The organism is Microbacterium sp. C23T (genome assembly GCF_053345975.1).
In genome coordinates, this window is sequence record NZ_JBKFBD010000056.1 from 1 (window position 1) to 11,147 (window position 11,147).

8 protein-coding genes and 1 pseudogene are annotated in these 11,147 nt (G+C 70.1%); all 9 read left to right on the forward strand.

Going from position 1 to position 11,147, the window contains the following annotated elements:
• Positions 1 to 203 (forward strand): annotated as a pseudogene (locus ACLBXX_RS20305) (hypothetical protein); the annotation flags it as partial.
• An 82-nt stretch (positions 204 to 285) separates the two neighbouring features.
• Complete coding sequence (gene uvrA / locus ACLBXX_RS20310; RefSeq protein ID WP_447659504.1) at positions 286 to 3,237, forward strand: excinuclease ABC subunit UvrA; 2,952 nt, start codon at positions 286 to 288, stop codon at positions 3,235 to 3,237.
• Between the two features lie 5 nt (positions 3,238 to 3,242).
• Positions 3,243 to 5,177, forward strand: coding sequence for an excinuclease ABC subunit UvrC (gene uvrC, locus ACLBXX_RS20315; protein WP_447659505.1), 1,935 nt, complete (start codon positions 3,243 to 3,245; stop codon positions 5,175 to 5,177).
• 61 nt (positions 5,178 to 5,238) lie between these two features.
• A complete protein-coding gene (gene rapZ, locus ACLBXX_RS20320) occupies positions 5,239 to 6,120 on the forward strand; it encodes an RNase adapter RapZ (protein WP_447659506.1) in 882 nt (293 codons plus the stop codon).
• A gap of 69 nt (positions 6,121 to 6,189) precedes the next feature.
• Entirely contained in the window at positions 6,190 to 7,167 is a 978-nt protein-coding gene (gene whiA, locus ACLBXX_RS20325; RefSeq protein ID WP_375872262.1) for a DNA-binding protein WhiA, read from the forward strand.
• Between the two features lie 154 nt (positions 7,168 to 7,321).
• Positions 7,322 to 7,948: a superoxide dismutase gene (locus ACLBXX_RS20330; RefSeq protein WP_341999834.1), complete on the forward strand. Its 627-nt coding sequence runs from the start codon at positions 7,322 to 7,324 to the stop codon at positions 7,946 to 7,948.
• 103 nt (positions 7,949 to 8,051) lie between these two features.
• Positions 8,052 to 9,056, forward strand: a complete 1,005-nt coding sequence (gap, locus tag ACLBXX_RS20335) for a type I glyceraldehyde-3-phosphate dehydrogenase (protein ID WP_310290460.1) — start codon at positions 8,052 to 8,054, stop codon at positions 9,054 to 9,056.
• 5 nt (positions 9,057 to 9,061) lie between these two features.
• Positions 9,062 to 10,276 carry a phosphoglycerate kinase gene (locus tag ACLBXX_RS20340; protein ID WP_447659507.1) on the forward strand — a complete coding sequence of 405 codons (1,215 nt, stop codon included), beginning with the start codon at positions 9,062 to 9,064 and terminating at the stop codon, positions 10,274 to 10,276.
• Positions 10,267 to 11,058, forward strand: a complete 792-nt coding sequence (gene tpiA / locus ACLBXX_RS20345; RefSeq protein ID WP_220289374.1) for a triose-phosphate isomerase — start codon at positions 10,267 to 10,269, stop codon at positions 11,056 to 11,058. The genes ACLBXX_RS20340 and tpiA overlap by 10 nt, the downstream gene beginning before the upstream one ends.
• Positions 11,059 to 11,147 lie beyond the last annotated feature (89 nt).

Sequence of the window (11,147 nt, forward strand, 5' to 3'; positions counted from 1 at the left end):
GCCTGAGGGCCCGGCACCCCCCCCCGCCCCCCCCGGGCCCCGCCACCGACCGCGTGCTCGACGTCCGCCTCACGGAGGCCGGCCGGCGCCTGCGCGCGCAGGCGCTGGAGGTTCCCGGCAAGGTGATGGCGAGCGTGGGGACGGATGCCGCGGCGCTCCTGGCGCTCCGCGACGCACTGCAGCCCTTCGCCGGCGCCCGCTGATCAGGGCCGCTCATTAACGCGTCTTCGCGCACGGCGAACGGCTCCCAGCCCCCGTGTCGGAGGCCCCATTTAGACTTGTCGGGTGCCCATCGTCCCTGTCGCCCTGCCCGCAAACATGCCCGGAAACTCTGTCGGCGGTAGCAGCGGAAAGCTCAGCGTCCGCGGTGCCCGCGTGCACAACCTCAAGGATGTCGACCTCGACATCCCGCGCGATTCGCTCGTCGTCTTCACCGGCCTCTCCGGCTCGGGCAAGTCGAGCCTGGCGTTCGACACGATCTTCGCCGAGGGCCAGCGCCGCTACGTCGAGTCGCTGAGCGCCTACGCGCGGCAGTTCCTGGGGCAGGTCGACCGTCCCGACGTCGACTTCATCGAGGGCCTCAGCCCCGCCGTCTCGATCGACCAGAAGTCCACGAACCGCAACCCACGGTCGACGGTCGGCACGATCACCGAGATCCACGACTACATGCGTCTGCTGTGGGCGCGCATCGGCGTGCCCCACTGTCCCGACTGCGGCTCGGTCATCCAGCGCCAGACGGTGCAGCAGATCGCCGACCAGCTCATGGAGCTGCCTGAGCGCACGCGCTACCAGATCGTCGCCCCCGTCGTCTCGCAGAAGAAGGGCGAGTTCGTCGACCTCTTCAAGGAGCTCGGCGCGAAGGGCTACGCCCGCGCCATCGTCGACGGCGAGCTGATCCAGCTCGCCGAGCCGCCGGCGCTCAAGAAGAGCTACAAGCACGACATCGCGGTCGTGGTCGACCGTCTCGTCGCGGCTCCCGGCATCCTGGACCGCGTCACCGACTCCGTCGAGACCGCGCTGTCGCTCGCGGGCGGCGTCGTGCAGGTCAACTTCGTCGATGAAGAGGGGGATGCCGCGTGGCAGTCCTTCTCCGAGAAGCTCGCGTGCCCGAACGGCCACCCGCTGCAGCTCACCGAGATCGAGCCCCGCACCTTCTCGTTCAACGCGCCGTTCGGCGCGTGCCCCGCGTGCTCGGGCCTCGGGACCCGCATGTCGGTCGACGTCGAGCTCATGCTGGGCGACGAGGACCTGTCGATCCGCGAGGGCGTCCTCATCCCGTGGACGACGCAGGGCAAGGGCCTCTTCCAGTACTACGAGCGCCTGCTCGAAGGACTCGCGGCCGACCTGGCCTTCTCGCTCGACACGCCGTGGAAGCGCCTCCCGTCCGAGGTGCGCGAGGCGGTGCTGCGCGGTGAGAACTACAAGGTCACGGTCAAGTGGAAGAACCGCTACGGCCGCGAGATGCGCTACTCGTCAGGCTTCGAGGGCGTCGTGCCCTACATCGAGCGGCAGTACACGCAGGCAGAGTCCGACACGCAGCGGCAGCGCTGGTCGGAGTACCTCCGAGAGGTGCCGTGCCCGGTGTGCGACGGCGCCCGGCTCAAGCCCGAAGTGCTGGCCGTGCAGGTGCACGGGCACTCCATCGCGGATGCCTCGCGCCTGAGCCTGGGCGAGGCGCGGGAGTACTTCGCGAAGCTGACGCTCACCGATCGCGAAGCGACGATCGCCGCGCAGGTGCTGCGCGAGATCCGCCTCCGGCTGGACTTCCTGATCCGCGTCGGCCTCGACTATCTGAGCCTGAGCCGCGCCGCGGCGACGCTCTCGGGCGGCGAGGCGCAGCGCATCCGGCTCGCGACCCAGATCGGCTCCGGCCTCACCGGCGTGCTGTACGTGCTCGACGAGCCGTCGATCGGCCTCCACCAGCGCGACAACCGCCGCCTCATCGAGACCCTCGTGGCGCTGCGCGACCTCGGCAACACGCTCATCGTGGTCGAGCACGACGAGGAGACGATCCACGCCGCGGACTGGGTGGTCGACATCGGCCCCGGTGCGGGCGTCAACGGCGGTGAGGTCGTGCACTCCGGCCCGATCGGCGAGCTCCTCGCCGACCCCGACTCGATCACCGGCGATTACCTGTCGGGCCGCCGCTCCATTCCCACCCCCAAGAAGCGCCGCAAGATCGACAAGAAGCGTCAGGTGTCGGTCGTCGGCGCGCGCGAGAACAACCTCAAGAACGTGACGGTCGACTTCCCGCTCGGCGTCCTCACGGCGGTCACCGGGGTCAGCGGCTCGGGCAAATCCTCGCTGGTCAACGGCATCCTGTACCAGGTCCTCGCGACGCGTCTCAACGGCGCCCGCCGGGTCGCCGGCAAGCACACGCGCGTGACCGGGCTCGACAACCTCGACAAGGTCGTGCACGTCGACCAGGCGCCGATCGGCCGCACGCCGCGGTCGAACCCGGCGACCTACACCGGCGTGTTCGACCGCATCCGCACGCTGTTCAGCGAGACGCCCGAGGCCAAGGTGCGCGGCTACCAGCCGGGGCGCTTCAGCTTCAACGTCAAGGGCGGCCGCTGCGAGGCGTGCTCGGGCGACGGCACGATCAAGATCGAGATGAACTTCCTGCCCGACGTCTACGTCGACTGCGAGGTCTGCCACGGCAAGCGGTACAACCGCGACACCCTCGCGGTGCACTATAAGGGCAAGAACATCGCCGAGGTGCTCGAGATGCCGATCGCCGAGGCGGCGGAGTTCTTCGAGCCGATCCAGGCGATCCACCGCTACCTGAAGACGCTCGTCGACGTGGGGCTCGGGTACGTGCGGCTCGGCCAGTCCGCGACGACGCTCTCGGGCGGCGAGGCGCAGCGCGTGAAGCTCGCCACCGAGCTGCAGCGACGCACGAACGGCCGCTCGATCTACGTGCTCGACGAGCCGACGACGGGTCTGCACTTCGAGGACGTGCGCAAGCTGCTCGAGGTGCTCAACGGACTCGTCGACAAGGGCAACACGGTCATCGTGATCGAGCACAACCTCGACGTCATCAAGTCCTCGGACTGGGTGATCGATCTCGGTCCCGAGGGCGGCTCGGGCGGCGGCCAGGTGATCGCGACGGGCACGCCCGAGCAGGTCGCGCGTGCCGAGGGCAGCCACACCGGCGCGTTCCTCGCCGAGGTGCTGGGGCTTCGCGCCCCGACGCACGCGGTCACCGAGCTCGTCGAGGCCCGCAAGGCCGGCTGAGCCGCATGGCGCGCTCCGCTCCCACCGTCCCGTACAAGCCGCAGCCGGGCGAGATCCCGACGAATCCCGGGGTCTACCGCTTCCGCGACAGCGACGGACGCGTGCTGTACGTCGGCAAGGCGAAGAACCTCCGCGCCCGGCTGTCGAACTACTTCGCGCCCCTGCACACGCTCCACGAGCGCACGCGGCGCATGGTGATGACCGCGGCATCCGTCGAATGGACCGTCGTCGCGACCGACGTCGACTCGCTGCAGCTCGAATACCAGTGGATCAAAGAGTTCGATCCGCCGTTCAACGTCCGCTACAAGGACGACAAGTCGTACCCGTTCATGGCGATCACGCTCGCCGACGAGGCACCGCGTGTCATCGTGACGCGCAACCGCCGCATCCCGGGGGCCAAGTACTTCGGCCCGTACCCGAAGGTGTGGGCGGTGCACGACACGATCGACCTGATGATCAAGGTGTTCCCGATCCGGACCTGCAGCGATTCGTCGTACAAGAAGGCGATGGCGACCGGAAGGCCGTGCTTCCCGGGGCAGATCGGGCGCTGCGGCGGGCCGTGCTCGATGAAGGTCACCATCGAGGAGCACCGGGCGATCGTCGACGACTTCATCGCGTTCATGTCCGGGAGCGATCAGCGCTTCACCCGAGAGCTCACCGCGCGCATGCGTGAGGCGTCCGCCGCCATGGATTATGAGGCGGCCGCCGTCTACCGCGACCGGCTGCAGTCGATCGACGCCGTGCTGAACCGCAGCGCGCTCGTGCTCGCCGCCGACACCGACGCCGACCTCTTCGGCATCGCCGAGGACGAGCTGGCCGCCACGGTGCAGCACTTCGTGATCCGCGGCGGACGCGTGCGCGGTGTGCGCGCGACGACGATCGAGAAGGAGCTCGACATCACCGGCGGCGAGCTCGTCGATCAGGTGCTGCAGCGGACGTACGGCAACGCCGCGGGCGCCGACATCCCGAAGCAGGTGCTCGTGCCGGCGATGCCCGACGACGCCGCCGACCTGGAGGAGTGGCTGCGCGGGCGCCGTGGCAAGGCCGTGACGATCCAGATCGCCCAGCGTGGCCGCAAGGCCGACCTCATGCGCACGGCCACGCTCAACGCCCAGCAGGCGCTGATGCTCCACAAGACCCGCCGTACGAGCGACTACGTCGCCCGCAGCCAGGCGCTCACCGATCTGCAGGAGGCCCTCGACCTCGTCGAGGCGCCGCTGCGCATCGAGTGCTTCGACGTGTCGCACCTGAGCGGCACGAACGTCGTGGCATCGATGGTCGTCTTCGAAGACGGCCTGCCCCGCAAGGACCAGTACCGCTCGTTCGGCGTCGCCGAGACCACCGACGACACCGACTCGCTCTACCAGGTGCTCACGCGCCGTCTCGCGTACCTCGATCGTCCGGAGGAGAACGAGCCGGATGCCGCGCCCGACCCGACTGCGGACGGCGAGGTCGTGACCGAGCGGCGCCGCCCGCGCTTCGCGTACCGGCCGCAGCTGCTGGTGGTCGACGGCGGCAAGCCGCAGGTCGAGGCCGCGGCGCGGGCGCTCCGCGATGCCGGTCACGAGGAGATCGCGCTGTGCGGCATCGCGAAGCGCCTGGAGGAGGTGTGGCTGCCGGGGGAGGAGTACCCCGTGATCCTGCCGCGCACGTCGGAGGCGCTCTACCTCCTGCAGCGGCTGCGCGACGAGGCCCACCGCTTCGCGATCACGCATCAGCGCAAGCGCCGCCGCCGCGACATCCAGAGCGTGCTGGCTGAGGTGCCGGGCCTCGGCGAGGCGCGTATCAAGGCGCTGCTGCGCCACTTCGGGTCGGTGTCGGCGCTGAAGAAGGCGACGCCGGAGGAGATCGCCGAGCTTCCGGGCGTCGGCCCCAAGCTCGCGTCGGCCATCCACACCCACCTCGCCCAGCCGGCCGCCGCCCTTTCCGACGCGTCATAGCGCACGTCGCGCCGACGGGCGGTCGTCCGGTATGACTAGGCTTGTCGGGACGGGGGTGGTCATGGGCGAGGCGACGCGTCAGGACGTCGGAGAAGTGCTGATCGTCACGGGGATGTCGGGCGCCGGACGCTCCACCGCGGCGAACGCGCTGGAGGATCTCGACTGGTACGTCGTCGACAACCTCCCCCCGCAGATGCTCAAGCCGCTGCTCGACCTCACCGAGCTCGCCGGGGAAGTGCTGCCCCGGGTCGCTGTGGTGGTCGACGTGCGCGGCCGGGACCTCTTCTCGGACCTCCCCGACGCGATGCGCGCGCTCCGCGAGCGCCGCCAGATCCGCGTCCTGTTTCTGGATGCGTCGAACGAGGTGCTCGTGCGGCGCTTCGAGGCCGTGCGGCGCCCTCATCCGCTGCAGGGCGACGGCACGATCCTCGACGGCATCCGTCGCGAGCGCGTGCGCCTCGCGGCCGTCCGGGAGAGCGCCGACGTCATCATCGACACGTCGTCGTACAACATCCACCAGCTGGCCACCAAGGTCGCCGACCTCTTCAGCGAGGAGGGCGCGGCCCGGCACACGGTGACGCTCCAGAGCTTCGGCTTCAAGTACGGGCTGCCGCCGGACGCCGACATCGTGGCCGACATGCGGTTCCTCCCGAACCCGTTCTGGGACGAGCGGCTGCGCCCGTTCACCGGGGAGGACGAGGAGGTCCGCGAGTACGTCCTCGGCCAGGAGGGCGCGGAAGAGTTCCTCGACGCGTACAGCGCCGCGCTGCGTCCGGTGCTCGAGGGGTACCAGCGCGAGAACAAGAGCCACTCGGTCGTCGCGATCGGCTGCACCGGCGGGAAGCACCGCTCGGTGGTGATGGTGCGCGAGCTCGCGCAGCGTCTCGCGAGTGTGCCCGGCGTCGCCGTCCGCGTGACGCACCGCGATCTCGGACGCGAGTGACGAGCCCGCCCGGCCGGAGCGGCCGGGTAGGCTTGACGGTCGTTCCCGCAAGACCCATGAAGGAGACCCGTGTCGCTGACCGCTGACGTGAAGGCCGAGCTGATCACCGTGCGAGACCCGCGCCCTACGGCACGGGTGGCGGAGCTCACGTCGCTGCTGCGATTCTCGGGGGGCCTGCACTCGATCGCCAACCGCGTCGCGGTCGAGGCCGAGCTGGACTCCGACATCCTCGCCCGCCGCACCGCGCGCGACCTCATGGAGCTCTACGGCGTGCGCCCCGAGCTCGTCCACGTGCAGGGCTCCGGCGCGCGCACGGGCAGCCACTACGCCGTCCGCGTGATCGAGGGCGGCGAGACGCTCGCCCGCCAGACCGGCCTCCTCGACCAGCGCCGCCGCCCCGTCCGCGGCCTCCCCAACAAGCTCACCACCGGGTCGCGCGGCGACCTCGCCGCCATCTGGCGCGGCGCGTTCCTCGCCGCCGGCACGCTCAGCGACCCGGGCCGCTCGGCCGCGCTGGAGATCACCTGCCCCTCGTCCGAGGCCGCGATGGCGCTCGTCGGCGCTGCACACCGGCTCGGCATCGCCGGCAAGGCGCGCGAGGTGCGCGGCATCCCGCGCGTCGTCGTGCGCGAGGGCGAGGCGATCCGCGCCGCCCTGGCCGCGATGGGCGCCGTGCGCGCCGCCGCGGAGTGGGACCAGATGCGCCAGCGCCGCGAGGTGCGCGCGGGCGTCAACCGGCTCGTGAACTTCGACGACGCCAACCTGCGCCGCTCGGCGCAGGCCGCCGTCGCCGCCTGCGCGCGGGTCGAGCGCGCACTCGAGATCCTCGGCGACGAGGTGCCCGATCACCTCCGTCAGGCGGGCGACCTGCGTCTCGCGCACCGCGACGCGAGCCTGGACGAGCTCGGCCACCACGCCGACCCGCCGCTGACGAAGGACGCCGTCGCCGGCCGCATCCGCCGCCTCCTGGCGATGGCCGACAAGAAGGCCGAGGCCGAGGGGCTCCCGGGTACCGAGGCGGCCGTCCCGGCGGGCATCGAGGACTGAGATCCGTCACGGATGCTGCGGGCCGCAGCATCCGCTCTTCCACACGTCACAGTCGGAAGCAACCCGGCCGCGCGAGCGTTGCCGCTCAGTAGGATGAATCCGTCACCCTCGCTGCGCCGGGGATTTCGGCGCGCGCCGACAGGAAGAAGAGAACATGGCGAAGTACACCTTGCCCGACCTCCCTTACGACTACGCCGCACTCGAGCCGCACATCAGCGGCAAGATCATGGAGCTGCACCACAGCAAGCACCACCAGGCGTACGTGACCGGCGCGAACACCGCGCTGGAGCAGCTGGCCGAGGCGCGCGAGTCCGGCAACCTCGCGAACGTGAACAAGCTCGAGAAGGACCTCGCGTTCCACCTCGGCGGTCACGTCAACCACTCGATCTTCTGGACCAACCTGTCGCCCGAGGGCGGCGGCGAGCCCGAGGGCGAGCTGCGCGCGGCCATCGACGAGTTCTTCGGCGGCTTCGACAAGTTCCAGGCGCACTTCACCGCCGCGGCCAACGGGATCCAGGGTTCCGGCTGGGCCGTCCTCAGCTGGGACCCGATCGGCGAGCAGCTCATCATCCAGCAGCTGTTCGACCAGCAGGGCAACACCGCGCAGGGCACGATCCCGATCTTCCAGCTCGACATGTGGGAGCACGCCTTCTACCTCGACTACCTCAACGTGAAGGCCGACTACGTCAAGGCCGTCTGGAACATCGCGAACTGGCAGAACGTCGCGCAGCGCCTCGACGCCGCCCGTCAGAAGACCTCCGGCCTGCTGGTACTGTCCTAGTTAGCGCGGCCGTCCCGGCGGGACAGCCCGCCGGGACGCCGTTGTCCTCGTTCGCATCGCAACAACCGCGCATTCGCGCACGACACATCTCAGGAGAAACTCCGTGACTGTCAAGATCGGCATCAACGGCTTCGGCCGAATCGGACGCAACTACCTCCGCGCGGCTCTCGCGCAGGGCGCGGACCTCGACATCGTGGCGGTGAACGACCTCACCGACAACAAGACGCTGGCGCACCTGCTCAAGTACGACTCGATCCTCGGCCGCCTCGACCAGGAGGTCTCGTACACCGAGGACTCGATCACGGTCGGCGACAAGACCATCAAGGTCTTCGAAGAGCGCGACCCGGCCAACCTCCCCTGGGGCGAGCTCGGCGTCGACATCGTCATCGAGTCGACCGGTCGCTTCACCAAGGCCGTCGACGCCGCGAAGCACATCGCGGGCGGCGCCAAGAAGGTCCTCATCTCCGCTCCCGCTTCCGGCGAGGACGGCACGTTCGTCATCGGTGCGAACGAGGAGACCTACGACCCCGAGACGCAGCACATCATCTCGAACGCCTCGTGCACCACGAACTGCCTTGCGCCGCTCGCCAAGGTGCTCAACGACGAGTTCGGCATCGTCAAGGGCCTCATGACCACGGTCCACGCCTACACGGCCGACCAGAACCTCCAGGACGGCCCGCACAGCGACCTGCGTCGCGCCCGCGCCGCCGCGCTGAACATCGTCCCGACCTCGACCGGTGCCGCCAAGGCCATCGGCCTGGTGCTGCCGGAGCTCAAGGGCAAGCTCGACGGCTTCGCGCTGCGCGTCCCGGTCCCCACCGGCTCGGCGACCGACCTCACGGTCGAGCTCGAGCGCGAGGTCACCGTCGACGAGATCAAGGCGGCCTACAAGGCTGCCGCCGAGGGTCCCCTCAAGGGCATCCTCAAGTACACCGAGGACGAGATCGTCTCGAGCGACATCGTCACCGACGACCACTCCTGCATCTTCGACGCCGGCCTGACCCGCGTCATCGGCAACCAGGTCAAGGTCGTCGGCTGGTACGACAACGAGTGGGGCTACTCGAACCGCCTCGTCGACCTCACCGAGATCGTCGCCTCGAAGCTCTGATCCCGATGGCTCTGCGCACCCTCAGCACGCTGGGTTCGCTGGCCGGCAAGCGTGTCATCGTCCGTGCTGACCTCAACGTCCCCCTCAAGGACGCGGTCATCACGGACGATGGCCGTGTACGGGCCACGCTCCCCACGCTCAACGCCCTGATCAACCAGGGCGCCCGCGTCATCGTCTGCTCGCACCTCGGCCGCCCCGACGGCGCTCCCGACCCGAAGTACAGCCTCGAGCCGGTCGCCCAGCGCCTCTCGGAGCTGCTCGGCAAGCCGGTCGCGTTCGCGCGCGACACGGTGGGGGAGTCGGCCCGCGAAGCGGTCGCCGCCCTCGAGGACGGCGACGTCGCGATCATCGAGAACCTCCGCTTCAACCCGGGCGAGACCGCCAAGGACGATGCGACGCGTCGCGCGTTCGCGGAGGAGCTCGCCTCGCTCGGCGACGTCCTCGTCTCCGACGGGTTCGGCGTCGTGCACCGCAAGCAGGCGTCGGTCTACGACCTCGCCGAGCTCCTGCCGTCGGCAGCCGGCTTCCTCATCGAGAAGGAGGTCGACGTCCTCGACCGCCTGACCGAGAACCCCGAGCGGCCGTACACCGTCGTGCTCGGCGGCTCGAAGGTCAGCGACAAGCTGGGCGTCATCGACCACCTGCTGCCGCGCGTCGACCGCCTGCTCATCGGCGGCGGCATGCTGTTCACCTTCCTCGCGGCGCAGGGCCACAAGGTCGGCTCGAGCCTTCTCGAGGCAGACCAGCTCGACACCGTGCGCGAGTACATGCGACGTGCCGAGGAGTCGGGCGTCGAGCTCGTGCTCCCGACCGACGTCGTCGTGGCCTCGAAGTTCGGCGCCGACGCGGAGCACGTCGTGACGGCGGCCGACGGCATCGAAGACACCGCGTTCGGGGCAGCAGGCCTCGGACTCGACATCGGTCCCGACACCGCCGAGCGCTTCGCGGCGCTCGTGCGCGACTCGAAGACGGTGTTCTGGAACGGCCCGATGGGCGTGTTCGAGCTCGCGCCGTTCGCGGCGGGCACCAAGGCGGTCGCACTGGCGCTCACCGAGGTCGACGGCCTCTCGGTCGTCGGCGGCGGCGACTCCGCCGCCGCGGTCCGCCAGCTCGGATTCGCCGACGACGCCTTCGGTCACATCTCGACCGGCGGCGGCGCCAGCCTCGAGTTCCTCGAGGGCAAGAAGCTCCCCGGACTGGAGGTCCTCGGATGGCAGTGAGCAGCCGCACCCCGCTCATCGCGGGCAACTGGAAGATGAACCTCGACCACCTGCAGGCGGTCGCGTTCGTGCAGAAGCTGCATTGGACCCTGAAGGACGCCAAGCACGAGGACGGATCGGTCGAGGTCGCGGTGTTCCCGCCCTTCACCGACCTGCGCACCGTGCAGACGCTGCTCGACGCCGACAAGATCCCGTTCGCCCTCGGCGCGCAGGACCTGTCGGCGCACGACTCGGGCGCGTACACCGGCGAGATCTCGGGCGCGTTCCTGGCCAAGCTCGACGCGAAGTACGTCATCATCGGCCACTCCGAGCGTCGGCAGTACCACGACGAGACGGACGAGGTCGTGGGCTCGAAGGTCAAGGCCGCGCTCAAGCACGGCCTCGTGCCCGTGATCTGCGTCGGCGAGACCAGCGAGGACCTGGAGAAGTTCGGCGCGAGCGCCGTGCCGGTCAGCCAGCTGTCGGTCGCGCTCGAAGGGCTGAAGGCCGACGCCGACATCGTCGTCGCCTACGAGCCCGTCTGGGCGATCGGCTCGGGCCAGGCCGCGACACCGGAGCAGGCGCAGGACGTGTGCGCCAAGCTCCGCGAGGTCATCGGCGAGAAGCTCGGCGCGGACGCGGCAGCGCGCACGCGCGTGCTCTACGGCGGGTCGGTGAAGTCCGCGAACATCGCGAGCTTCATGCGCGAACCCGACGTGGACGGCGCCCTGGTGGGCGGTGCGAGCCTCGTCGTCGACGAGTTCGCCGCGATCATCCGCTACCAGAAGCACGTCGGGGTCTGACCCCGCGACCGGGGGGGGGGGGGGGGGCCCCCCCCCCCCCCCGGCCCCCCCCATACTTGGCCCCTGTGGGGACCGCGGAGCGGCGCAGC

Bases quoted from the DNA above. Each gene is read 5' to 3' on its own strand.
- uvrC (WP_447659505.1), top strand. From the start codon at position 3,243: ATGGCGCGCTCCGCTCCCACCGTCCCGTACAAGCCGCAGCCGGGCGAG.
- rapZ (WP_447659506.1), top strand. From the start codon at position 5,239: ATGGGCGAGGCGACGCGTCAGGACGTCGGAGAAGTGCTGATCGTCACG.
- ACLBXX_RS20330 (WP_341999834.1), top strand. From the start codon at position 7,322: ATGGCGAAGTACACCTTGCCCGACCTCCCTTACGACTACGCCGCACTC.
- ACLBXX_RS20340 (WP_447659507.1), top strand. From the start codon at position 9,062: ATGGCTCTGCGCACCCTCAGCACGCTGGGTTCGCTGGCCGGCAAGCGT.
- tpiA (WP_220289374.1), top strand. From the start codon at position 10,267: ATGGCAGTGAGCAGCCGCACCCCGCTCATCGCGGGCAACTGGAAGATG.